The organism is Paenibacillus cookii (genome assembly GCF_018333375.1).
GTDB lineage: Bacteria > Bacillota > Bacilli > Paenibacillales > Paenibacillaceae > Paenibacillus_AQ > Paenibacillus_AQ cookii.
In genome coordinates this window covers 181866-204531 of sequence record NZ_BORW01000006.1, presented here as the reverse complement: position 1 = coordinate 204531, position 22666 = coordinate 181866, and the positions used below count along the sequence as shown (strand labels likewise).

Below are 22666 nucleotides of genomic sequence, written 5' to 3'. Positions count from 1 at the left end.
TCACTCCTATGCGTTTGTTATTTATCTTGATTTAAAGATACATGATATTCAGATATTAGTCAACCCTTATTTTAAAAAAGAGAACTTCATTCCGGAGATCGAAGCAAGCCTGCAGATCCGCTCATAAAACCGCTTTTTTCCGCTCATAATATGCCGAAAGAGAATGGAGTACGTCTATGGAAAAAATGTCCGGGCACTCGTCCCCTATCCAAAACACTGCGGCAGCCTGCTTCCAATGGCAAGGCCTTCTTCGGCATGAGACGCTGCGGCTTGTCAAATCCGGCACGTTCGTCCAATTGATCACCTCCCCGGAGCTTGCAAGGCTCGCAATGGAGTATGCGGAACTGAATCGGCGGCTGCTGGATGCTTTTGACGACAGGTTGGACCGCCAGTAAAATCCCGGCTGAGTTTTTCGAAGAGCAAAAAGCGAGGTGTCTACCTTTGAATCCCGTGACGGAAAGCTTGCTGGGCATCAAAGCGTTTAATGATCAATTCATCGCGCAGGACATGTTGCAGGATAACCGGCTGCGCATGACATTGCTGGCGGACTGCATCGAAGCTGCCGCAGATGACGCGCTGATGGAAGAGCTGTTGGCTCATCTCATGCATTCCATCTATTTGGAGGAACGCTTGCTTAAGTTATGCCTCGATCAAGATTGGCTGACGGCCGACGCATCGGAGCAATGGGAAAGGGATATCAAGTGGGCAAGCAAAGTTCGTAAAATGATGCCGCGCCGGCGATAAGTCCTTTTTGCGGCCCGCACCGCCGATAGAAAAAGGCCTCTGCGAAAGCAGAAGCCTTGTTTGTATCGCTATTATTGGGGATGGGGACGCGTGCGTCTCGTCGGGATCGCTTCCAGCGGGTCGTCCGGCCAGTAATGCTTCGGATACCGTCCTTTCAAATCCTTTTTCACTTCAAAATATCCGTGTTTCCAAAAGCTCGCCAAATCCGAAGTGATTTGGACCGGCCGCTGCGCCGGCGACAGCAGATGGATGGTCAAAGGGATTTTGCCGAAGCAGATTTTCGGCGTTTCGTGAAGCCCGAACATTTCCTGCAGCTTCACCGCCAGCACGGGCTGCTTCGGATTGCTGTAATCCACGGCTATTTTGGAGCCGCTCGGGACGGTGATATGCGTCGGCGCTTCTTGATCGAGCCGGGACTTTTTGTCCCACCCGACCATCTGCTCCAGGATCGGAACCAGCTGCAGCTTCTGAAGGCCGCTCCGGCTTTTGATGCCGTAAAGATAGGGCAGCAGCCATTCCTCCAGATGTTCCAGCAGAGCCTCGTCCCCCATGTCCGGCCAATCGGGGTCGGCCTCGTGCATAAGCTGCAGGCGCTGGCGAAGCTGCACGGCCTGCTTGGTCCAGGCAAGGATCCCCAGCCCTTCGGCGCGGATCCCGTCCAGCAAAGCCTGCGCCACCGCTTCCGCCGGCGGCTCGGCGGCAGGCGACTCGCGCAGGACGATCGCGCCGAGGCGCAGCTGATGGCGGGATTTTACGCCGCCCAGCGACGGGTCCCATTCTACGGTCGTCTCCTCCGTAATGTCGTCCCCGTGATGCCGCCGAAGGTCTTCAAGGCTGACGGGAGCGGCGAGCAGAATCTTCCCTTCCGCTCCCTTCCTGTCGTCGACCGCCGCCACCGTCACATAGGCCTCGCGGCTTAGCGGCTGCTCTCCGGGCAGTTCCACCCCGCGCCCGGATGTCAGCAGAAATTTTCCGCCGCCACGGCTTTGGCCGATCCGGTCCGGATAGGCGAAGGACAGGAGCAGGCCGCTTTTTTCGATCTGCCAAGCCCCGGCCGAATTCGTATCAAGCCGTTTCTGCATATACCGGCTTTCCTGGACGATTCGCTTCAAGGCCGCTTCGTCTATATGGGAGCCCGCAACGCCTTGCTGCTCCCACCGGTTTACCGCCTGCACGCGGCTCCGGATATCCGAATCCGGACCTGCCCCCGGGCCGGCGCGGAAGATGTCCCGCTCCTGCAATACGGCGGCAAGGACGGCGGCCAGCCCGCTTTGCCCCATCTCCTCCGCTTGAAGCATCATCGCCGACAACCTCGGATGCAGGCCCAACTCCGCCATTTTTCTGCCCTTTTCCGTCACGGAACCGTCCGGACGGGCGGCGCCGAGGCGCTGCAGCAGCTCTTTTCCCCGCTCGTACGCGTTTTCCGGCGGAGGATCAAGCCAAAGCATGTCCCGCGGATCCTGCACGCCCCAGGCGGCAAGTTCCAGGGCGAGCGGGGCCAGGTCGGTTTGCAACATTTCGGGGGTATTCCGCGAACGCAGATGATTTTGCACCTCATGGCTCCATAACCGGTACGCGATGCCGGGAGCCGTACGGCCGGCCCGGCCCCTGCGTTGGTCCGCGGAAGCGCGGGAGACCCGGTCCGTCGCCAGATACGGCATGCCTGTCCGGGCGGAAAAGAGCTGCGTGCGCATATAACCGCAATCGACGACGATGCGTACGCCGTCGATCGTCAAACTCGTCTCCGCGATCGACGTCGCGAGGATCCATTTGCGCCTGCCTTGCGGATCGGGAAGCACGGCAGCCTCCTGCTCCTTTTGCGGCAGCTGGCCATACAGCGGCCGGACCACGCAGTCTGCCGGGATGCCGCCGCTTTCAAGCTCGGCTTGCACCCGGCGGATTTCTCCCCGGCCCGGAAGGAAAGCAAGCACGTCGCCGGGATGGCTGGCGGACGCCTCGCGAATGACGGCCGCCATATGTTTTTCCAGCGGCGTGCCGGCAGCGGGCGGCCTATAAACCGTTTCGACCGGAAACTGCCTGCCAGGGCAGTTCACGACTGGGGCATTCCCAAGCAGCGCGGCCACCGGCTCGGCTTCAAGCGTTGCGGACATCACCAGGATGCGGAGATCCTCCCGCAAAGCGGCCTTTGCTTCCAATGCCAGGGCAAGCCCCAAATCCCCTTGCAGGTTCCGCTCATGGAATTCGTCAAAAATGATCATGCCGACGTCTTCCAGACCGGGATCGCTTTGCAGCATTCGCGTCAATATGCCTTCGGTAACGACTTCGATTTTGGTCGCGCGGCTTGTCCGGCTATCCATTCTGACGCGGTAGCCGACCGTCCCTCCCGGCTGCTCGCCAAGCATCCGGGACATGTATTCGGCCGCCGAACGGGCGGCCAGGCGGCGCGGCTCCAGCATGACGATTTTACGTCCGGACAGCCACTCCTCATGTATGAATGCAAGCGGGACCTGCGTCGTTTTTCCCGCTCCCGGTTCGGCGACAAGGACCGCGGAACCGCCGCGGCGCAATCGGTCCAGAAGCTCGGGCAGAACCCGCTGAATCGGTAATTCGTTCATTGTTCTCCATCACCATGTCTTTCCAACCTATGTTTGAACTACTTCCATTATAGTGCGATCAGCGACTGGATATCCACGCCTGTTTGCTATAAAATGTACGAAGCGCATTTTTAAAGGAGACGATGACTTTGAGCCAGAACCTACGTCGGGCGCGAGGCCGATTCGCGCCAACGCCTTCAGGCGAACTGCACATCGGCAACGCCTGGACGGCCCTGCTGTCCTGGCTGCAAATCCGAAGCGCGGACGGGACCTTTATTTTGCGGATGGAAGATATCGACACCCAGCGTTCCAAACCCCATCTCGCCAAACAAATCCTGGACGATTTACATTGGCTCGGGCTCGATTGGGACGAAGGTCCGGATATCGGCGGCCCGTTAGGCCCGTATACGCAAAGCGAACGCATGGAATATTACGACGAAGCGCTGAAGCGGCTTCAAGAGAATGGATATTTGTTCCGCTGCTTCTGCAGCCGTGCGGACCTGCTGGCGGCAGCGAGCGCTCCCCACGGCCTGTCCTCGGAGGGACCCGCTTATCCCGGTACCTGCCGGAACCTGACCGACGAAGAGGCGGACCGCAAATCGTTGGTGAAAGAACCGTCCCTGCGGTTTAAGGTCCGGCATGAACAGCTTGTGTTCCATGACGGCGTTGCGGGGACGCAGACATTCGATGCGGCCGCGGGCGGCGATTTTATCGTCCGGCGGGCGGATCGCATGATCTCCTACCAGCTGGCCGTCGTCGTTGACGACCACATGATGGGGATTACGGACGTCCTCCGGGGAGCGGACCTGCTCGATTCGGTCCCGAGGCAGCTGCTGCTGTACAAAGCCCTCGGGATGGAAGCACCGTCGTTCGCCCATGTCCCGTTATTTATGGGACCGGACGGCAAGAGGCTGGCCAAGCGGCATGGAGGAACCAGCCTTGCCGCCCTGCGCGAACGCCAAACGGCGCCTGAGCGTCTGGTCGGCTGGCTGATGTGGCTTGCGGGATTCACCCCGAATCCCGAGCCGTTAACCGCACGCGAATGCATTCCCCTTTTCCGCATGGACAAGCTACCTTCCGAACCGATCGTCATTACCGGCGAGATGCTTTCCCGTTTGCATGGCGCTTCATAACGGCAAAAAACCTCTATCCCTTCGCCATAGGTTCAAGGCAAGGATAGAGGTTTTTTCCGGTTCGGCCAACCGCACGCCGCCGCATACGGCCGTCTGATTATGCCTACTCCAAGCGGCCGCGGATTTTAGGCTCGTATTCCAGAAACGCCGTGCTTCCGCTTAACCCTCGTTGCTCCATAAGCATTTGGAAGCGCAGCTTTTTTTCGGTCAGCGACCGTTTCAGCTTTTCTTTTTCGCCGGCGTTTTCGCAGGCGTATATCAAATCCCTCAGCTTCAGCAGTTCGCCTTGCAGCTGCATCTCCTCCGGAATAACTCCTGCGTTTTTCATGACTTTATACGACATCCGAAGGTCCTCGGGAATATGCGACAAGTCCTCCAGCTCCAGCGGTTTTCCTTTGCCTGCCAAATCCTTGAACTCGCCTTGTTCCATGGCCTTATGGATGCGCTCTTCAGCAAGCCAAGACATGATTCCCATGGCGGAAACCTCCCAGTTGAAAAGATGCGTTCCACCCTTATGAAAACATGAACCGCCGGCGCTGTCAAACGAAAGAAAACCGCTGGCGGCGGAAGCGGAAACGGCTTGGCTGAAGCCGTCTTACCGGAGAAGCGACTCCGCTCCGTCGATGTACACCTGGGTGCCGGTGATATGGATCGATTCGTCCGAAGCCAAAAAGGCTACGAGATCGGCTACGTTTTCCGGCGTGCCCGGCCCCTCCGACAGCGGCTGGCTGCCCTGCGGGTATTGTACCGGAATGACGATTTCCTTCAGTTCGTCGGTTTTTTCGGTGCTCTGGTCGATGTTGGTCGAGATGGCGCCCGGACAGATGACGTTGACGCGGATTTTGAATTTCGCCAACTCCAGCGCCGCCATTTTCGCGAACGCGACTTGTCCTGCCTTCGAAGTGCTGTAGGCCGCCATCCCGAAATTGGAGAACGTCCGGTTGCCGTTGATCGAGCTCGTAACGATGATGCTGCCCCCTTGTTTTTTCAAATGGGGAATGGCATATTTCACCGTCAAAAACGTGCCGTTCAAATTGACGCTTAACGTATGCTGCCAATCCTCGAGTTTCATGTCCTCGATAGGCGACAGCACGCCGTTAATGCCCGCGTTGGCAAACACGATGTCAACCGTCTTGAACAGCTCCGCGGTTTCCAGCACCGCTTTTTCTACGCGCGCGGCATCCGAAGTATCGACGTCGAAGGCGCGGGCGCTGCCGGGCCGGATGGCGTTGATTTCGGCTTCCGCCTGGGCGGTGCGGTCGTCCAGCAGGTCGAACAACGCGACGTTTGCCCCTTCCGTTGCCAATTTCACGGCTGCCGCCTTGCCGATCCCGGAACCCGCTCCGGTCACGATGGCCGTTTTGCCTGAAAAACGCAATTTATTGATTTGCTGCTGGCTCATGTTAGATCTCTCCTTTTGGGTCCTGATTCTATTATGTTGCATTTGTATCAAGATTACCCAAAAAAAGGTTCTGTCTAATCACGCCCGCGAAAAAACAAATCCCCGGACGCTGGCCCAGGGACGACAAAAAAACCGGGCCGTTCGGCCCGGGCCGAATGATCCGGCTTCATCTTGAACGCCGTTCTACCATTTAAGCTCCAAAAATGCCGCATCGTCCTGCAGCCCGCCGGTATGTCGCGCTTCCAGCAGAACCTGGATTTGTTCGTCGGGGAGCGGCTCGCGGATCGGGTCCAGATCGTCCAGCCCGTCCGTGTATAACTGGAGCCTCATCGGCATCCCGTATTCCAGCCGGGTCTGATACACATGCGGCTGGCCGCCGACAGGCCCCGTAAGCGTCGACCAGCGTTCATTCGTCTGCATCGTTCCCCGGAAATGCTCGCTGATCTCCGTCTCGTGCCTCCAGAACCGCAGCCGCGAATCCCCCTGCCAAGCCATCCATATCCTTCCTTGCTTTCTCTTGGACGTCGGCAGCTCGATGCGGCCGCAAATGTACATCGTCTGGCTGCCAAGCCGCTGCTTGTCCTCAAGAACCTCGCGGAGCAAGGAAGGCGTCTCGCTGGGAGGAATCAGCTGCTTTAACTGCGCGGAAGCGGCCACGGTAATTTCCCGCATAAAACCGGCAAAGCCCGCCGACGACCATTCACGGGTCTTTCCCAGCCACTCGAGCAGCGTATGTCCCAGAAACCGCGCCGCAAAATCTCCCCTATAACTCATGCTGACTCCGTCGCATAACACGAAATTGCACACGTCCCCATCGATGTGGACGCCGACAAAATCCTGCCCCTTTTCCCCCTGCACCAAACTTTCCATTGCCCGTCCGTAGGCGTATCTGCAAACGAACCGCCCGCGGTACGTGGAGAGCCGCTGCTCTGAAGACTGGGAACTGACATACGTAAAGACGTCCTTCGCTGCAGCCGAATTCATTTTCATAGCTTACCCCTTCCTACGCTCTGACCGGCGTCGCCGCCGACATTTGGAATCCGATGGATACAAGCTCCGCACAGCTGCCCGGAAGCATCATCAGCGCGCCCGGGGCGAGCTGGTAATCCGCTTCGGCGAGCATCTCCCGGTAGCTTTCCGGCAGCGGCGAAGACATATTTCTCAGCTTCACCGCATGTTCGTCCTGCAGCACGGTTTCCGGATGGATGCCTTTCCAGCGCCGCGGCTGAAGGATGGGTTGGTCGAGCATATGATCGGAAATAAAAATGTTTTCCACCAGCACGTTCCCGTCCGGGACGCTCATGTTCATGATGCGTCTGGCAATCGGCTCCGGATCTTCTCCCGTTGCGACGCCATCGGTCATGTGGCACACCAGCGGAGCCGGACAATCCTGCATGGAGGGGAGCTCCGACTGCAAAATCAGCTCTGCCTGGCGGAACGCCTTGGCGGAATCCGAAAAACGTTTCGGCGTCAAATCAGGCAACGTGCCGGCCGCCGCGATTTCGTCGATCCCCTTGATGCCGTTCAGCAGGTCGTAGACGTCGTCGCTGTACGCCAAGATAGCGATCCGGTATCGCGGCGTCAGGCGGTTCCCTTTCGTCGACCGGAACACCATTTGCCGGATGGCCAAAGAAAGCGCTTCGTATACGACGTCGATGCGGCGTTTGTTATCCATCAGCATGTTCATCGAAGCGCTGATGTCGATCAGGTAGATAATAAGCGCGGGCGTGCGCTGGGAAGCCTGAATGGTATAGTTCATCTGCGATTTCAACTCCCCTTTTTGAAAATTGAACTGAATTATATGTTAGGCAGTATGTAACCCGTATTGGCCAAAAACTTATAGATCGCATTGGCGCGCGAGCTGACCTTGCCAACCGTTTTGAAATAAGCGGCGTCTTTTTCGTACAGGCTGATAAAATTCAGGGCATATTGCCTTGCTTTGGACGTATTCCCGGTTTTTTGGGCGTTGTATGCCTGATTGTACGAGGCGATCAGCTGCACCACCTGGTTGGATCGTCTCTTTTGCAGCTCTCTGGCCTGCTGCTGCTTGCGCGCAGCCGCTTCCTTCGCCTGCTGAATTCTTTGCTGCTCAAGCTTCTCCTGCAGGATTTTCTGCTGCTTCAGGTAAGCCTCGTATTGGGCCTGCTTTTCGTATAGCTCCTGCAAACGCTGCTTTTCCGCCGCTTTTTTCTTTTCTTCGGCAAGCTTTTTCTTGGCAAGATACGCTTCGTATTTGGCCTGCTGCTCGTATTTTTGCTGCAGCTTCTGCTTTTCCTCTTTTTGCTTGGCCAGCTTGATGGCTTCCTCCTGCTTGCGCTTCTTTTCCGCCTCTTCCTTTTTGCGTTTCTCCTCTGCCTGCTTGCGCTGCGCCTCCGCTTCGGCCTGCTTCCGCTTCTCTTCCTCCAGCTTTTGCAGCTCCGCTTTCCGGGCCTCTTCCTGCTGCTTCGCTAACGCCTCGGCTTCCTTTTGCTCGGCCCGATCGGCCAAAATCTGATTGACCGCAAAAGCCGAACCTACGACAAGAATCAAAGCCGCGATTCCGGCTGCCAGCCATTTGCGCGAACGGTAAAAAGGAATCTTCCCGGACGGCTGCTCTTGGGGTTTCGGATTCAGCGTTTCTTCCAGTCCCGCAATCGCCGCCTCCAGCTCCACCTGCATCGGCGAACCGGCCGGAACGAAATGATGCGCAGACCGGTACACTTCAAGGGCTCCTTTCAGATCCCCCTTTTGCTCCATCTCCCGCGCCTGATTAAACAAGCGGTCGACGACTCCATGTTCGTTGCCCGACTCGGCGGCGCCAGCTGCTGTTCGGCGCGGCGCTTGCTCCTCCATGTCAGGCAAAGCCGCTGCCGCTGCCGCGGTTTCCAGCGCCCCTTTCGAGCGGGGACCCGCCGCTTCCGCTTTCCCCGGCTCCGCCGCCGGTTCAGCCTCCGCTTGGGGTTGCGGCAGCTCGTTCCCGTTCATGGAGGAAAGAACGACCAGCCACTCGCCGAACGTCGGACAGCTGCTGATGTCCTGGCTTTCCCAGGCCCGGGCGAACAGTTCCGAGACTTTCGTCCCCCAATTGCGCTCCAGCGATTTTTTCAGGACGAAATACCGTTCGCAAGGATTTTGCATCTCATGCTGATCGAAGTAGCTTTCTCCCCATGCTTTTTCCACCACGTGCGGATCGCACCAGCCCAGCATTTCGGCAATGATGATCGCCCCTGCAAAACGGTCCGCATAAGCGCTCCACAGCCCGCTTTGTACCGTGCGATGCGCCGCGTAGCCGGGAGAGCCCGACAAAAGCACGTCCGGCCGGTCCATTTTGGGGCTGTACATCTGTTCCACGTCCACCAGCTCGACAACGGATTTTTTGCCCGGCATATCGACTTCTGAAAAAAACGGAAGCATGACGTTCGGGGCAGACAGGTCGCAATGCGCCAGCCCGCGTTGTTCCATCCCCGAACCGATCGCCGCAAGCGCTTTGGCAAGCGCAAGGCTTTCCGTCCGCTTGAGCTGTTTTTGCTCCGCGATGACGTCGAACCAGGTCACCCCATGGACCCAGGGCATCAGGACGGCATACAGCAAGTCGGGATGTTCGGTGATGAGTTCTCCGTTTCTTTCGGGAGTGAGCACGTCTCGTTTGCAGACCTGCAAGCCGGGGCTTTCGCTGTAAATCTCCATCGTCTCCGACTGGTAGACCATCGCGGGAATCCGGAATTTCGGAAAAAACACTTTCAGCGCCTTCGCCTCTTCCGGCCCGCCGTTTTGCGGGATGAGCTGGTAGACGATCCCCTGCCTGCCGGCCTGGGCATACGCCAAACCCGGAGCGGCCGGGTGCTGGCCTACCGTATAGGTTTTACCGTTAATAGAAATAGAGTCACCCGCATTGGGTTGAAAAGACATAGATATCCCCTCTCTTTATCCGACAACAGATATAGACCGCAAAATAACCCCACTCAGGTGGAGCTATCGCTTTGTACGATTATTCTCATGCAATAAGCGGGGGACCTCCAAACAAAACGCCTTTACTTGGCAGAAAACCGGGAGTTCAAGAACACCCGGTCTCGTCATACTTTATTAAAAATAGTTCAACCCGATCCCCTTAGTCCTATTAAACCATAACTTAGCGGGATTCGTCGACCGTGCGGAATTTCTGTGCGATGGCAGTCAATTCCTGACTGATATTGTTCAAAATTTGAACGAAAGATTGCATTTGCTTGTTCGCTTCCTGGAATTCCTGGAAGAAACGCTGCTTGGTCATCCCTTCCCATTGACCTTCCATGCCGTGGATCGCCTGGGTCAGGCTGCTCACGATTTGCTGGCTTTGCTGGCCGCCTTGCTTGAATTGGTTTGCAACCGCGTCCACCTGTTCCGGGGTAATTAAAATACGTCCTGCCATATTGCTCCTCCTTCAAATTCAATGATTATCGTAGTCGACTATACTATAAACGACCGGCTTCAACAAAAGTCCCTGGTCCTGAGTCTTTTTACCCGCTTCTTTATCCGATTGAAACATCTTCCAGGATCTTTTGGAATCTTTTTTCCTCATCGTTGGAAAATCCGGTAAACTCGATTTTGTCGATATCCTCATGATTGAACAAAAAAGTATAGTTAGGGTCGATGTATCCCTCCGGATAAACCACGCCGAGATAGTCGTATAACGTGTTGCTTTCCATTTGGATCTGCTTGCGTCCGTAAATCATCAGCTTCTTTTGGGCCCCTTTGAGCAGAACGATCGACCCGAGCGGAAGCAATGATTTCGCGAGTTCCCGTTCCTCCATCGTTTGTTCAACCTTCCTCTCTCTATGACAGCTTGTATGCTAGCGTCTTTTTCTTAGCAAATAAAATTTATGAAGATTGCCGGCGAGCATGATATAAACAAGAGCAAACAAAAAAAGCAGCGCGATGATCAGCGTTATTTTCATGCTGTATCCCCCGAAGGTTTTGATCAGCACGCACGAGACGAGCACGCCGGCGCCGGAGGAGGCCAATATGATGCCTTGCGTTTTCCTCAGCCCGCGCGTGTCTCCCTCCGTTTCCTCCTGTTCCTCCCGGCTGTAATACCCGCTGTACAATAATCTCATATGTATTCCGTAAAGCAGCGCAAATACGACTATGTATCCAACCGCGGACCCGATCAGAAACCAGGGCGACGAAATGTCCAGCGTGGCATAAGCCAGCTTGTTCGCAGCCGCCGCAAAAGCGGCGGAACCCAAAATGCCGATCGCCCCCAGAACAAAAAGATGGAACTCCTGCATTTTTCCCGGAGAGATCACGACGGCCAGTCCCAGGATGTCCATTACGGCCAGCGGAACCAACAGCAGCCAAGCCCAAACCGGAACGAACGGATCCGCAAAAGCCGCGATCAGAAGCAGCAGGTTGGGAAGCAGCAGCAGGCTGATCGTCTGGGATCTGATGATGCGCAGCGGATAAACTCCCGCATAATCGTTAACGAATGATTGCTTTTGCCGTGGAGCATTGCCGTTCACCGTTCCCACTCCTTTGCGTGGCCGGATGCCGCCAAACGGGTTTCGAACGCGGCGTGGCATCTTTAGCCGAATAAATTCCCGAGCTTGCCGAGTTTGTTTTTCACTTGATCCGCCAACTCGCTGGCGCCGTGGGATACCGCTTTGACGGAATCCGACACGGCGTTGAAAGTTTCTTCGGCCGCATGGCCGATCCCTTTTGCCGCCGACTTCACTCCTTCGACCGTTCCGTCGATGGCCGCGTCTACCGCATCCACCGCATAGGTTTTAAGCGATTTCCCGTTGATTTCAATGTCGGTGACGGCCGAGATGACGACGCCCGACGCCAGTCCCACCACCGCGCCGACTGCCGTTCCCGCTACAGGCACCGCGGAACCGACCGCAGCCCCGATCGCCGCGCTGCTTGCCATGGTGCCGAGCCCCAAGCTGCCGTTGACCAGAACGCTGGCCGCGGCCCGGCTGGCCCCGCCGGTTTTATAATCCTGAAAGCCGGACACGCCCGTATCGAACAGCAGCCCGGCATAACCCAGCTTTCCGCCGAGGCCTTTGATCGAAAGGGCTTCTTTCGCCGCGATTTTAGGATCGACGAATTTCCATACCTGCGGATTTTTGGCCGCGTTGTTCAGCGTGTACCGGGTTCCCCGGATGCCTTCGCTGAGGGCAAAAGGAGAACGCGCCCCTTTGATCGTGGCGACCGAGCCGTTGTTTCTCATATTGACGTTAAACCCGCTTTTGACCATCGTGCCTACCATCAGCGCGCCGTATCCTAGCGTCGCCCACCCCGCAGGCGTAGGCCCCTGGTATCCCCATCCGACATTGAGGCCGTCATCGTCGCCGTTATGCGCTTGTACGGCCATGACCGCCGATGACGGGTTCGAGATCGGGATGCCGCGCCCGCCGTACCCCGGCAGGATGGAACCGTCCCCCTGAACGCCTACGGCGCGGAACATCGCGACCGGAGAATGGTATAGGGCGGAGTTTCCCAAAAAGGAATGATGCTGTTCGTCCGCCGACTGGAACATTCCCGCTTTTTTGTGCACGTTTCTGCCCATTTCGCTTAACATGGACGAAATCTGTTCCCCCTGCTGATTCGCGGCCTGCCACTCGTTCAAGAGAGATTCCCGGATAGAAGTTTCCCATATGAGCGATCCCAAAGCCTGATTCAATAACGCGGTTAATTGGCGGATTTGCTCGCCGCTTTGCTCCAGTTGACGACTTAATGCCCGGAGTGCTTCCGGTTCGACAGAAATACGCACGGACCATCACCTTCCATCTGATTCTGCAGACTGCTTCAACCATAGAAGCAGCATCTCTTGAAATTGTAGTTTGCTGGCAGGACTGGCGGTCAACCAGTCTTGATCTCCCCTCAGGCTCATGCGGACAAGCCAGTTCATCGTATCATTTACCACAAAAGCGGCGCTTTGCGTCTCCCATCGGCTTCCCGTCCAAGTGGAAAAATGCAGCTCGCCTTCCCCCGTCCGGAACTTCAGGCACCGGGCAAAGGCTATGGAGCCCTCCGCGTCATTGGTCGCGGCCGCAAGCTCGTCACCGAGCTCGTCCAAAGTAAGGGCCGGAATGCGGCTGTATATTTCGCCGAATTTCTTTTTGGATAGGAGGAGCGCCGGCATTTCCGCTGGAGCGTAATCTTTCAAATCCATTTTGTCTACCAGCTGGCTGCAGGCCGCTTCCACGTTGCCGAGCTCATCCAGCTCGTACACCAAATCCTTCTCCGACTTGCACACCTGCACGACGCGTTCATTCGTTGCATGCAAGTACCCCTCGAAGGCTTCCTCTTGGCGTTTATACCGCAGCCAGCATGAACGTTCCGCCAAGCTAGCGATGGCGACGCGCGAAAAAACCTTAGGCGGCATGGCCAGCAGGCTGCCGTCGTCTTCCTCGACGAGGTAGCCTTTTTCCAAAAGGGATCTTTTCACATCGTCCCATTCTTCGGCAATTTCCTGCGCCAGATAACCTTGAAACGGGTCCTCCACGCCCAGCAGGCGGTCGGAACCCAATATTCCGGCAAGGAAAAAAAACTCTCTATTATCAAGCGTAATCGTATCCTGTTTGGAAGCATGAATCGTCAACATTATGAGCCACCTCCCCTCAAACAACAACATGCCATCGGTCGCGAATTATTTCCGCCCATCGTTTGCCGTCCCACTCGTCATCAAACGGAACCGCGGCTTTTACCCTGGTAAATTTCCGCTTTATGTAGTACCCCTGTCCCGGCGGCAGGATCTTCAAGCCCCCGGGAGCCTGACTCGATTCCGAAAAAGGAATCCGGAAGAACGACAAATCGTTAGGGTCCAAAGTCCCGAATAAAAATCCGCTTTGACAAGCTTTGACGTCATTGAACCAATCCGCTCCGAACGCAGGGAAATCGGCCGGAACGCCGGAAAGCAAAACATGCACGTTCCGATCCCGTCCAAGGCGCACAATCGCTCCCAGTTGATCTTTTATCGTAAAGTCGTTTAATTGTTTAGCCAAAATATCCGCATCATCGATCGCCAGAAGGATGGCCGGCCCTTCCTCCCCGCCGCTGCGGCGCTGCACCAGCTCAAAAACTTGTCCGATCAGCGCGGCAAGCTCTTCTTCCCTCGTTGCCGACGCCTGCACATGCGGGAGTCTGCCGATTTGGGAGAGCCCCCGGCTGCCGTACCTGGCATCGACCGTGTACATTTGCAGCTGCTCCGGGGAATAATGATAGGCCAGCGAAAGCATCCAGCTCAGCATGAAGGCCGTTTTTCCGCCCTCCATCGGGCTGGCAACGATAAAGTGCGGTCCTTCCTGCAGGTCCGCCTCGAAAGGCTCCAAATCATCCGTATACAAGCCTACGGGCACTTTAAACGAAGCGGCGGGACCATGTTCCGGCTTAAAGCTGGCCGCATGCGGCATCAGCTCATGCAGCCGGATCCGCTCCGGCAGCTTCTCGATTTTCCGGACGTTCCCGGCCGGATACCGGGACTCGATGCTTTGGATCTGCTTGCGAAGCTCGACCGACCGTCCGGCTTCGTCGTCGCCGCTGGCCGGCAGCGCGGCCTGAAATTCAAGCGGCGGGGTATGACCCTTCGCAAGGCCCCTGCCCGGCGGCATGGAGCCCGGATTCCTTGCCGGCCGGCCGACGGCATAATAATAATCCGACGGATCCGCAAGCTCGAAGGTTACCGCGTTGGCGATATTGCTGCGTACTTTTTCGAATATGTCCGAAATGCGGTTCGAGGTCAGCACAAAGGTGATGCCCAGATTTCCGCCTTCGCGCAAAATGAACTCCAGCAGTTCGTTTTCCTCGGGAAAGGAGTTCCGGAAATTAAAATATCCGTCGATGACGACGATAAACTGCGGCAAAACCGCGTTTCGCGCCCGCCGGTAAGCGGCGGCCGTCTTCACGCCGGCGTCGGCGAACAGCTCTTTGCGCTCCGATATCGTTTTGACCAGAAAGAGGAACAGCCGCTTGATCCGGTCGTCCTCTTCGGCCATCATCACGCCGCCGATTTGCGGCAGCTTGGCGAAATCCCTCATCATTCGTCCCATGTCCACGATGTATCCGTGCCACGCGTCCGGAGAATAGGCTTGGGCGAGCGACATCAGCAGCGTCTGCACGAACGTCGTCTTGCCCAGTCCCGGCATGCCGTAGATCGCCCAATGCCCTTGCTGCATCGGAATACGCAGCGGACGCTGGCTTTGGTTCGGCAGATCGTCGACGATGCCGACGACCCCTTCCAATTCGCCGCATTCGGGCGCGGATGCCTGCGCCGCCAGCTCCTCGAGCTCCAGCCTTTCCGGCAGCGGCGGAAGCCATGGCCCCTGCAGGCGCTCGATGCCTTCCTCCCTGGCCGCTTCGGCGAGTCTGTCGATGAATACTTGAAGCTGTTTCGGAGGCTGCTCCATTTGCAAATTGGCTGCGGACATGCTGGTCGAAAGCAGATTTTCCCGTTTCCCGTTCAAAGCGATTTCGGTCGGAACGACCCGCCCCGGAGAATCCGTCTGCTCCACGTAGGGCGCGCCGCTCCAGGCAAACTGCATTTCCTCGAATATTTCGTCGCTGCCTACCTGGAAATAACCCCGTCCGGGTTTGTTGATCCAGGCCGCGTTCGGTATTTTAAGCATATCGCGGCTGTCGCCTTCGTCCTGCACGCGCAGGCAGATGCGGAAACGCGCGTTGCTCCATATTTTATCGTCAACGACGCCCGCCGGTTTCTGGGTCGCCAGGATCAAATGCACGCCCAGCGTACGGCCGATGGCCGCGATGCTGATCAGCTCGTCCATGAATTCCGGCTGATCCTTTTTGAGCTGCGCGAACTCGTCGATAATGATCACCAAATGCGGGAGCGGCCGGCCGCCCTCGCGTTTCAGAAGCTTGTAATATTCGTCGATGTGCTGCAGGTTTCCGGCATCGTTCAATATTTTCTGCCGTCTGACCAGCTCCGCTTTGAGCGAAACCTTCGCCCGTTCCATGAGCCCGCTGCTCAAATTGGTGATCGTTCCGACGACATGGGGCAAGTCGACGAACGTGTTGGACATGCCCCCGCCTTTGTAGTCGATCAGCATGAAAGCAAGGTCATGCGGGTGGAACTCGGCGGCAAGCGAAGCGACGATCGACTGGATGACCTCGCTTTTGCCCGATCCGGTCGTGCCGGCGATCAGGCCGTGCGGGCCGTGCCCCTGCCGTTCTATTTTATCATGAATGTTCAAATTGATCTTTTTGCCGCCCGCGCGTACGCCAAACGGGACGGGCAGGCTTTCCGGATACCGGTTGTTTCTCCAGTGCTGCTTCACGTCCAGGTCGGCCGCTTTTTTGATATTCAGCATTTCGAATAACGTCAGCACGTCCGGGATATCCGACGCAAGCGACCGCTTGAGCCGGATCGGGGCCATGTAACGGGTCAGCGCTTCCGCTCTTTCCAGCGTGAGCATGTCCGGGACGAAGCTTACCTGGTCGAACGCCCCGTCCTCGCGTTTCAGCGAATATTGCCCTTCGCTCCGGCCGACGTCCACGATCAGATGGCACTGCATCGGGAGCGTCTCCTTCCGGTCGGAACAAATGATGGTGCATGCGTCGATTTCAGCGGCATCCTCCAGCAGGAGCGGCAGCAACGGCTCTTCTTCGATCAGCTGCCCGCTGGACAGCAGGACGACCTGGATCGGCAGTTGAGCCGTCTTTTTTTTCTGCTCGTGGCGGGAGGACTTGCGGCGTCCCAGCCGCTGGAACAGTTCATCCGCAAGCTGGTGGGCGGTGCTTCGCCGATCCGACATATAGCGGTAGCTGCGGCTTTCGTCCCAGGTATGGGGCAGCCATCGCATCCAATCCCATTCTTCGGCATCTTTTTCCTCATAAAAAGCGGCCAGCTTGACCTCATCCGGCGAATGGCGGACCGTCATTTGCGCGACGATGACCCGCAGGGCGTTCATGACCGAATCCCGGTCCCCCACGATCCCGACCACCTTCGCCTGAAACAGCGGCAGCGCGATCGGCGCGTCCGGCACCGTTTCGAATTCGCCGGCAAGCTCCTGCGCCGCTTCGATCAGAGGATCTTTGACGTACCCGTCGGGACGGGGCGCGTTGACCTTCATGTAAAACGGGACCTGGCCCGTTCCGATTCGCGTATGCAAAAAATCGTCGTCCCCGAAGGAACGTTCCCATAACACGCTGCTTCGGTTTTTGACAATATGAAAGCAGACATCCGGATCCCCGTGAACCTCAAACAGCACGTCCACCTGCTCCTTATGCCCTGCGGCCAGTTCTTCCCTATGCTTGTCGAGCTCGGCATGATACAGGCGTACCCGCTCTTTGAGCTGCTCGTTGTATTTCTTTTTGTTGCCCAAATAGACGAAAAACGGAATCGTATACGACGTCAACATCATCGTCACGGATACCATTTGGAACATCATATAATTGCTGTTGCCCATTTTTCCGGTCAAATTCATGTATATGTAAAACCCGATGCTGAAGACGGTCATGACGGCGGGCAGCAGAATCGAGATGAGCGAAAACGAAGGTTTGCTCGGTTCGTTCTGCGGCTTCGGGATTTCGACCGTCTCCTCCTTCAGCGCCGGTTTGATTCGCGGCGAGCGTTGGTACAACACATTCACGATGCGTCAGCTCCTCCTCTGCTTTCCCAAACATGGTTATGTAATTTGATTTGCATAGATTTCAACCCTTAATCCTCCATTACCCCGATCGAATCATGTTGAAACAGGCTCCTTTTCCCGAATACCGGCGCCTCCTCATCGGTCGTCGAAAAAGCGCGCTGCAGGCGGATCAGGCACCCTTCCCTCAACCCGGCCCCGGCCACGTCCTGCGGATCGCGGATCGTAAACCACAGCCCGTCCGGAAATTTCCCTTCCAATATATATTGCTGCCCGGCACGGGGCGCTTCGCCGTACACCCTCATGCCCAGCATTTCCTTCAACTGAAGCACGGGATAGTCGTCCGGCACGTCGATATCGAACCAATCCCGTTCCAGGCGGCTTTTGACCACGGTAAGAATCATTATTTTACACCTCTTGTTCCCTGCAAATCTATGATTCGCAAGATGCAATAACTTCTATGATAATGTATCATCCGCTCCGAATCATGTCAATTTGTGACAAATTAACTATTTTAAATGATGTAACCATGAAATGGTATAGGTTTTTATAGCTATTTTCGTCGTACGTCGGTTTCGTTTTAGTGAAAGAACTCCCTCCGACAAGCGGATTCCACTCTATTATCTCATATAATTCGCATTCTTTAAATCTTTGAAAAAAGTTTGAAAATTTTATGCAATTTAAGTATTTATAAGCTTTCTTTAAGGTTTTTTTAATAATCGGGGTTTACAATGCAATTGTGGAATAACACGAATGAGGTGATTTTCTATGAGAATGCTAATCAGTTTTCAAAACAAACTTATCCCTGTATATTTTACCACTGAAAACAAACAATCCGTTCAAAAAATACTTAAGCTGCTCAGCGGCACCTTGGAAAATAAGATTCAATACGGCAAAAGAGCGCTCAAAAAATGCCTGGATTCCTTGATCAGCATCGAAATCGAAGGCTCCGAAGCCATTCTTCACAGCAAAAGCGAAAACGACACGCTCGCATTGTCCCTCTATTAAGAGGGATTTTTTGCGCGCAAAATAAAGGAGCCCGGTCATCCGGAGCTCCTTTTTTTGGATTCGCTTGCGTCATACGCTTCGCCCTTCGTCCAAGCAAGCGGCGAACGGGCTTTACGGCCCGCCTGGGCCGCAGTCGTTACTAGCGGCGAAGCACATGCTCCGCTTCCTGCATCAGCAGCATCATCAGCACGTGTATGCAGACGGAAGCGATCATCAGCGCAAGCGCCAGGACGATGGCCAGCCCCGGAACGAGCGGCGCAATCAGCATGACGACGAACGTAGCGGCAATGACGGCAAGAAACCACCGCCAGCGCTGCACGGCCTTGTTCTGAAACGCCCGGTGCCCCTTTCGCCCGGCCATGTCGCCGATCCCGTAGCAGATATGAAACACCATGTACAGATTCAAAATGAAAACCACGGCTTGATACAGGAACATAAACAGCCATGACGTTGGCGGCGACAGCTCCAGGATCAGCGTGACGACCGAAAGAATGATCAAGGCGACCGATACGGTTTTGGCGCTCCGAAAATGGCTGGACCTGCGCTCCAGCCTGACGAAGCCGAGAAAGAAGAGCACGTACCCGATCACGTCCGGCAAAATGTCGAATTGGTTGATGCGGATATCGATCAGAAACAAAAATCCCCAAAACAAGTGCATAAACCCCACACTCTCCACCTCCCGCAGCTTCCTTCATTATCTATATATGGATCGGGCAAGCCTGATTATACCCCGTTTCGAAAGCCCTTTCACGGAAATCAAGCCGCTCTGCTGCCCGGCAGGGGAAGAATCTTATTCATCGTGCAGACGCTGGTTCCAATAGGACGATTTGCGCCGCACGGGATCCTTTCCCGACCGATCCGTCCGGTTCATTTTGCGCTGGCCGCGCGCTTCCTTTTTCATCTGAAATTCGAGCTCGCGCTGGGTTTTCCGGTAATTTTGCAGCCGTTTGGCATCGAGCTCTCCGGATTCCACCGCCGCGCGCACCGCGCAGCCCGCTTCCCGCTCATGCCGGCAGTCGGCAAAACGGCAGGATCTGCCGATCGCCTCGATGTCGGCAAACGCCTGCTCCCAGCCTCCGCCGTCGTCGTCGTATAACTGCAGCTCCCGCATGCCGGGCGTATCCACCATTAAACCGCCTTGCGGCAGAAGAAACAGCTGACGGTGCGTCGTCGTATGGCGTCCCCGGCTGTCATCCTCGCGGATGCCCTGCGTCCGCTGGGCGCTTGTTTCCGCCAGCCAATTGACGATCGTCGATTTTCCGCAGCCGGACGAACCCGTAAGCGCCACCGTCACCCCTTCTCTCAAATAACCGGTGACCGCTTCTTTTCCCCTGTCCTCCAGGGCGCTCACCACATGAACCGGCACGCCCGGCGCGATCAACTCCATTTCCGCGGCTTTGATGTCGGCGTCATCGCACAGGTCGGCCTTGCTTAAAAGAATGACCGGGTTAACGCCGCTGTTCCAGGCCATAATGAGGTACCGCTCCATTCTCCTCGGATTGTAATCGTCGTTCAGGGAAGTAACCAGGAACAGCACATCGACGTTGGCCGCAATCAGCTGCTCCTGTGCCGATTTCGCCCCGGCCTTTTGCCTGGAAATGTTCGTTTTCCGGTCAAGGATGCCGTGGATCACGCCCCTGTCCTCCCCTTCAAGCATTTGAAACTCCACCCAGTCGCCGACGGCTGGATAAGGGGCTCCACTCTGAAGCCCATGTTTCATCTTGCCGGACATCTCGCCCCATGCTTCGCCTTCTTCCGTGCATACCTTGAATTTCTGTCCAAAATCGGCGGTGATGCGTCCGGGCCGATGGAGTCCGCGGTCTTCCTTGCTCCATTCCTTGTCCCAATGGTCATTCCAACCGTATTGCGTTAAATTTGTCAAATAAAATCCCCCTAAAGTTGGTTATCGTCGGGCCGGTTCCCTTGCGGGGCCGGCGCCAATATATTCCGGGATGCCGCATCATCCGTTCCCATTCCTTCGGCCGCCCGTTAAGTCCGGCGGCGGGGTTCAGGGAAATTTCGCGGCAGCCCGCAGAAAAACGCCTGTCGGCGTGTTTTCGTCTCCAGCAACATCCGTTTGAAGCAGGACATCTCCGACACAAAAAGCCCCGGAACGAAACGCTCCGGGGCTTTTGCGCGCAAAACGGCAAAAAAAAGCGCGGAGACGTCAGGTCTCCGCGGCATATGAAAATCATTCCCTCATGTCGTATCAGAACACGGGAATCTTCTTAAGCCGATGAAAGGAGACCGATATGCTTGTCGAACGAATGGCGTTTGCGGCAATGGATGTGTTGTTTTTCATGATTTATCGTCTCCTTTCCTGTCATATGCTGTCATCATAACCAGCAGATGAAGCCGTTGTCAAGCCCTTTTTTATTTGACGTCCTCCCAACGGGTCCAAAGCTCGCGCGGATTCAGCTCGTAAATTCCGTCTTCGCGGTACATGAACTGGTGCATGATGAATTCCCGGCGGATGGTTGCATAATCCTCGTGGAACTGTTTGATGAACTCGTTGATTTCCTTTTCCGTGTATTTTCGGCCCGGTTCCAGCCGCTCCACCACATGCTCCAGCGCAATCAGCTTTTTCTTGTACTGGGCCGGTATCGAACGCAAGCGTCCGTCTTTGGCGAAAAAGTTGCGGATCACCGCGCTTTTCATTTGCTCATTTGCGGTCGTGGTCATTTCTTTCCCTCCTTTCCTCAAGATCAATTCAAGCGATGCCTGCGCGTGCTGCTGGATAAAATAACGGTTTTGGGCAAAATAAACCGTATTCTTCTCGCGGCGTTCCGTAATGAGCGCCGCCTCCCTGAGCTTCGCGGCGTGATGAGTCACCGTCGGCTGGGAAATGTTCAGTTTTTCGGCCAGCGCCTGGCCGTTCATCTCGCCTTCGGAGAGCAGCAGCAGGATTCGAAGCCGGGTCGGGTCGGCCAAAGCCTTATGGTAATTGACGATTTTCTCGAGCTGCATATTGTCATCCTTTCTTTAGAGTCATGGACGCGAACGATGGATATACGAATCATTTAAAACTCAACTAATTTTATGATTATCTAATTTGATCTTAAGCTAATTATATCTTTGTATAAATAGATTTGTCAACCTGTTTTCGCCCATTTAATCCCGGGTATGCTGCTGGTTTTTGTCAGTCAATTGCGTTACGATGGTATGTGAATTGTTTTAGTCAGAGGAGGAACCAAACGTCATGCAAGATGTCATTATTATCGGAGCCGGCCCCTGCGGATTATCCGCAGCCATCGAGTGTCAACGCAGGGGGCTTTCCACGCGGATCATCGAAAAGCACTGCATCGTGCATTCCATATTTTTATACCCGACCCATATGCAATTTTTCAGCACGGCCGAGCTGCTGGAGATCGGCGATGTTCCGTTTCCTTCGTCCAACGAGAAGCCGTACCGGTATGAAGCGCTTGCTTATTACCGCAAGGTCGCCTCGCATTACGGGCTTGAAATTTCGCAATACGAAGAAGCCCTTTCGGTCGAGAAAAAAGCGGACCAAACCTTTGTCGTCCATACGGCGGACCGCACCGGAAAGCATCACCGCTACGAAGCGCGCAACGTCGTCATCTCGACCGGTTACTTCGACCATCCCAACTACATCGGCATTCCGGGGGAAGAGCTGGACAAGGTCACGCATTATTTCCGCGAAGCCCATCCCTACAGCGGCATGAAGGTAGCCATCATCGGAGGCAGCAATTCGGCCGTCGATGCGGCCATGGAACTGATCCGCGTCGGCGCCCGGATCGATATGATCTACCGCGGCGAGACGGTGTCCGAGAACATCAAACCTTGGGTGCGGCCGGTATTCGAAGCGATGGTGGAAAAAGGGAAAATCACCGTGCACGTACAGTCGCACGTCACGGAAATTACCGAGGACTCGGTCGAAATTACGGGCAAAAACGGCGATAAGGTCCGGATCGAAAATGATTTCGTCCTGGCTTTGACCGGATTCCGCCCGGACCGGAAGCTTCTCACCTCCTGCGGCGTGGAGCTTGACGACGACATGGAAAAACCGCGGTACGACCCGGAAACGATGGAAAGCAACGTACCCGGCCTTTACGTGGCCGGCGTAATCGCCTCGGGGCGGAACGCGAACGAGGTGTTCATTGAAACGGGACGCAAACATGGCGCCCTGATCGCGCAGCATATCATGAAAACCAGAGGATAACGATAAAACATCCGTTTTTGGCGCCCGGCCATGGCCGTTCGGCCGAAAACGGATATTTTTCGCCTGCGGTAAGAATACTGCTG

At 55.9% G+C, this 22666-nt stretch carries 21 protein-coding genes; 5 read left to right on the top strand and 16 right to left on the bottom strand.

Going from position 1 to position 22666, the window contains the following annotated elements; translation table 11 throughout:
* Positions 1–176: 176 nt before the first annotated feature.
* Positions 177–395, top strand: coding sequence for a hypothetical protein (locus KI367_RS08855; RefSeq protein WP_212949039.1), 219 nt, complete (start codon positions 177–179; stop codon positions 393–395).
* Positions 396–441: 46 nt separating this feature from the next.
* Positions 442–744: a hypothetical protein gene (locus KI367_RS08850; protein ID WP_212949038.1), complete on the top strand. Its 303-nt coding sequence runs from the start codon at positions 442–444 to the stop codon at positions 742–744.
* A gap of 71 nt (positions 745–815) precedes the next feature.
* On the opposite strand, the gene hrpB is transcribed toward KI367_RS08850, so the two are convergent.
* On the bottom strand, positions 816–3320 hold the full coding sequence (gene hrpB / locus KI367_RS08845; RefSeq protein ID WP_212949036.1) for an ATP-dependent helicase HrpB: 2505 nt from the start codon (positions 3318–3320) through the stop codon (positions 816–818).
* 128 nt (positions 3321–3448) lie between these two features.
* Here hrpB and gluQRS point away from each other — a divergent pair, with 128 nt between their 5' ends.
* Positions 3449–4432: a tRNA glutamyl-Q(34) synthetase GluQRS gene (gene gluQRS / locus KI367_RS08840; protein WP_246536780.1), complete on the top strand. Its 984-nt coding sequence runs from the start codon at positions 3449–3451 to the stop codon at positions 4430–4432.
* A gap of 103 nt (positions 4433–4535) precedes the next feature.
* On the opposite strand, the gene KI367_RS08835 is transcribed toward gluQRS, so the two are convergent.
* From KI367_RS08835 to KI367_RS08780, 12 genes are all read right to left on the bottom strand, one after another.
* Positions 4536–4907: a DnaJ family domain-containing protein gene (locus tag KI367_RS08835; RefSeq protein WP_036707121.1), complete on the bottom strand. Its 372-nt coding sequence runs from the start codon at positions 4905–4907 to the stop codon at positions 4536–4538.
* Between the two features lie 120 nt (positions 4908–5027).
* Complete coding sequence (locus tag KI367_RS08830) at positions 5028–5834, bottom strand: SDR family oxidoreductase (RefSeq protein WP_212949034.1); 807 nt, start codon at positions 5832–5834, stop codon at positions 5028–5030.
* Positions 5835–6017: 183 nt separating this feature from the next.
* Positions 6018–6824, bottom strand: a complete 807-nt coding sequence (locus tag KI367_RS08825; protein WP_036707117.1) for a hypothetical protein — start codon at positions 6822–6824, stop codon at positions 6018–6020.
* Between the two features lie 13 nt (positions 6825–6837).
* On the bottom strand, positions 6838–7593 hold the full coding sequence (locus KI367_RS08820) for a vWA domain-containing protein (protein WP_036707113.1): 756 nt from the start codon (positions 7591–7593) through the stop codon (positions 6838–6840).
* A 38-nt stretch (positions 7594–7631) separates the two neighbouring features.
* Positions 7632–9722: a coiled-coil domain-containing protein gene (locus KI367_RS08815; RefSeq protein ID WP_212949032.1), complete on the bottom strand. Its 2091-nt coding sequence runs from the start codon at positions 9720–9722 to the stop codon at positions 7632–7634.
* A gap of 220 nt (positions 9723–9942) precedes the next feature.
* Complete coding sequence (locus tag KI367_RS08810) at positions 9943–10218, bottom strand: WXG100 family type VII secretion target (protein ID WP_036707112.1); 276 nt, start codon at positions 10216–10218, stop codon at positions 9943–9945.
* A gap of 100 nt (positions 10219–10318) precedes the next feature.
* The gene (locus tag KI367_RS08805; protein ID WP_036707110.1) at positions 10319–10600 is read right to left on the bottom strand and encodes a DUF4176 domain-containing protein; all 282 of its coding nucleotides are present in this window, start codon (positions 10598–10600) and stop codon (positions 10319–10321) included.
* 39 nt (positions 10601–10639) lie between these two features.
* Positions 10640–11308: a hypothetical protein gene (locus KI367_RS08800; RefSeq protein WP_036707108.1), complete on the bottom strand. Its 669-nt coding sequence runs from the start codon at positions 11306–11308 to the stop codon at positions 10640–10642.
* A gap of 62 nt (positions 11309–11370) precedes the next feature.
* Positions 11371–12561 (bottom strand): WXG100 family type VII secretion target, encoded by a 1191-nt coding sequence (locus KI367_RS08795; RefSeq protein WP_036707105.1) that lies wholly within the window; start codon positions 12559–12561, stop codon positions 11371–11373.
* Between the two features lie 6 nt (positions 12562–12567).
* Positions 12568–13395, bottom strand: a complete 828-nt coding sequence (locus KI367_RS08790; protein WP_036707101.1) for a hypothetical protein — start codon at positions 13393–13395, stop codon at positions 12568–12570.
* Positions 13396–13411: 16 nt separating this feature from the next.
* Positions 13412–17398 (bottom strand): type VII secretion protein EssC, encoded by a 3987-nt coding sequence (essC, locus tag KI367_RS08785; protein ID WP_212949030.1) that lies wholly within the window; start codon positions 17396–17398, stop codon positions 13412–13414.
* Between the two features lie 68 nt (positions 17399–17466).
* Entirely contained in the window at positions 17467–17799 is a 333-nt protein-coding gene (locus KI367_RS08780) for a hypothetical protein (RefSeq protein WP_036707099.1), read from the bottom strand.
* A gap of 364 nt (positions 17800–18163) precedes the next feature.
* Here KI367_RS08780 and KI367_RS08775 point away from each other — a divergent pair, with 364 nt between their 5' ends.
* The gene (locus KI367_RS08775) at positions 18164–18403 is read left to right on the top strand and encodes a hypothetical protein (RefSeq protein WP_212949028.1); all 240 of its coding nucleotides are present in this window, start codon (positions 18164–18166) and stop codon (positions 18401–18403) included.
* Between the two features lie 139 nt (positions 18404–18542).
* Here the strand turns inward: KI367_RS08775 and KI367_RS08770 are convergent, their stop codons facing one another.
* The 3 genes from KI367_RS08770 to KI367_RS08760 all read right to left on the bottom strand — a co-directional run bounded on the left by KI367_RS08770 (position 18543) and on the right by KI367_RS08760 (position 21370).
* Positions 18543–19070, bottom strand: a complete 528-nt coding sequence (locus KI367_RS08770) for a hypothetical protein (RefSeq protein WP_052146792.1) — start codon at positions 19068–19070, stop codon at positions 18543–18545.
* 123 nt (positions 19071–19193) lie between these two features.
* A complete protein-coding gene (gene rsgA / locus KI367_RS08765) occupies positions 19194–20285 on the bottom strand; it encodes a ribosome small subunit-dependent GTPase A (protein ID WP_212949026.1) in 1092 nt (363 codons plus the stop codon).
* Positions 20286–20776: 491 nt separating this feature from the next.
* A complete protein-coding gene (locus KI367_RS08760; RefSeq protein ID WP_036707095.1) occupies positions 20777–21370 on the bottom strand; it encodes a DUF2087 domain-containing protein in 594 nt (197 codons plus the stop codon).
* Positions 21371–21602: 232 nt separating this feature from the next.
* Here KI367_RS08760 and KI367_RS08755 point away from each other — a divergent pair, with 232 nt between their 5' ends.
* Positions 21603–22583 carry a YpdA family putative bacillithiol disulfide reductase gene (locus KI367_RS08755; RefSeq protein ID WP_036707093.1) on the top strand — a complete coding sequence of 327 codons (981 nt, stop codon included), beginning with the start codon at positions 21603–21605 and terminating at the stop codon, positions 22581–22583.
* The last annotated feature ends 83 nt before the right edge of the window (positions 22584–22666 follow it).

Coding starts and splice junctions, on each gene's coding strand:
- KI367_RS08855 (WP_212949039.1), top strand. CDS start 177: ATGGAAAAAATGTCCGGGCACTCGTCCCCTATCCAAAACACTGCGGCA.
- hrpB (WP_212949036.1), bottom strand. CDS start 3,320: ATGAACGAATTACCGATTCAGCGGGTTCTGCCCGAGCTTCTGGACCGA.
- KI367_RS08835 (WP_036707121.1), bottom strand. CDS start 4,907: ATGGGAATCATGTCTTGGCTTGCTGAAGAGCGCATCCATAAGGCCATG.
- KI367_RS08830 (WP_212949034.1), bottom strand. CDS start 5,834: ATGAGCCAGCAGCAAATCAATAAATTGCGTTTTTCAGGCAAAACGGCC.
- KI367_RS08825 (WP_036707117.1), bottom strand. CDS start 6,824: ATGAAAATGAATTCGGCTGCAGCGAAGGACGTCTTTACGTATGTCAGT.
- KI367_RS08820 (WP_036707113.1), bottom strand. CDS start 7,593: ATGAACTATACCATTCAGGCTTCCCAGCGCACGCCCGCGCTTATTATC.
- KI367_RS08815 (WP_212949032.1), bottom strand. CDS start 9,722: ATGTCTTTTCAACCCAATGCGGGTGACTCTATTTCTATTAACGGTAAA.
- KI367_RS08810 (WP_036707112.1), bottom strand. CDS start 10,218: ATGGCAGGACGTATTTTAATTACCCCGGAACAGGTGGACGCGGTTGCA.
- KI367_RS08805 (WP_036707110.1), bottom strand. CDS start 10,600: ATGGAGGAACGGGAACTCGCGAAATCATTGCTTCCGCTCGGGTCGATC.
- KI367_RS08790 (WP_036707101.1), bottom strand. CDS start 13,395: ATGTTGACGATTCATGCTTCCAAACAGGATACGATTACGCTTGATAAT.
- KI367_RS08780 (WP_036707099.1), bottom strand. CDS start 17,799: ATGATTCTTACCGTGGTCAAAAGCCGCCTGGAACGGGATTGGTTCGAT.
- KI367_RS08775 (WP_212949028.1), top strand. CDS start 18,164: ATGAGAATGCTAATCAGTTTTCAAAACAAACTTATCCCTGTATATTTT.
- KI367_RS08760 (WP_036707095.1), bottom strand. CDS start 21,370: ATGCAGCTCGAGAAAATCGTCAATTACCATAAGGCTTTGGCCGACCCG.
- KI367_RS08755 (WP_036707093.1), top strand. CDS start 21,603: ATGCAAGATGTCATTATTATCGGAGCCGGCCCCTGCGGATTATCCGCA.